1 other RNA gene is annotated in these 350 nt (G+C 61.1%); it reads right to left on the bottom strand.

Annotated elements, in window-relative coordinates:
- Positions 1 to 349, bottom strand: an RNA gene (gene rnpB, locus MD221_RS17460) — RNase P RNA component class A.
- Between the last annotated feature and the right edge of the window lies 1 nt (position 350).

The raw sequence follows: 350 nt of genomic DNA, 5'->3' as shown, positions 1-350 counted from the left end.
GCCGGGTTCTGTCGTTGAACAGTCATTCATCTAGGCCAGCAATCGCTCACTGGCTCAAGCAGCCTACCCGGGTTCAGTACGGGCCGTACCATGTGAACCCCTATTTGGCCTTGCTCCGGGTGGAGTTTACCGTGCCACGGACTGTTACCAGCCGCGCGGTGCGCTCTTACCGCACCCTTTCACCCTTACCTGATCCCGCTTGCGCGGGCCATCGGCGGTTTGCTCTCTGTTGCACTAGTCGTAGGCTTGCGCCTCCCAGGCGTTACCTGGCACCCTGCCCTATGGAGCCCGGACTTTCCTCCCCTCCATCTGTCTCCCCGAAGAGGACGGCAATGAAGCGGCGACTGTCT

Source organism: Luteimonas aquatica (assembly GCF_022662575.1).
Classification (GTDB): domain Bacteria; phylum Pseudomonadota; class Gammaproteobacteria; order Xanthomonadales; family Xanthomonadaceae; genus Luteimonas; species Luteimonas aquatica.
The sequence above is the reverse complement of the archived record's forward strand: the minus strand, read 5'-3'. Positions and strand labels throughout refer to the sequence as shown.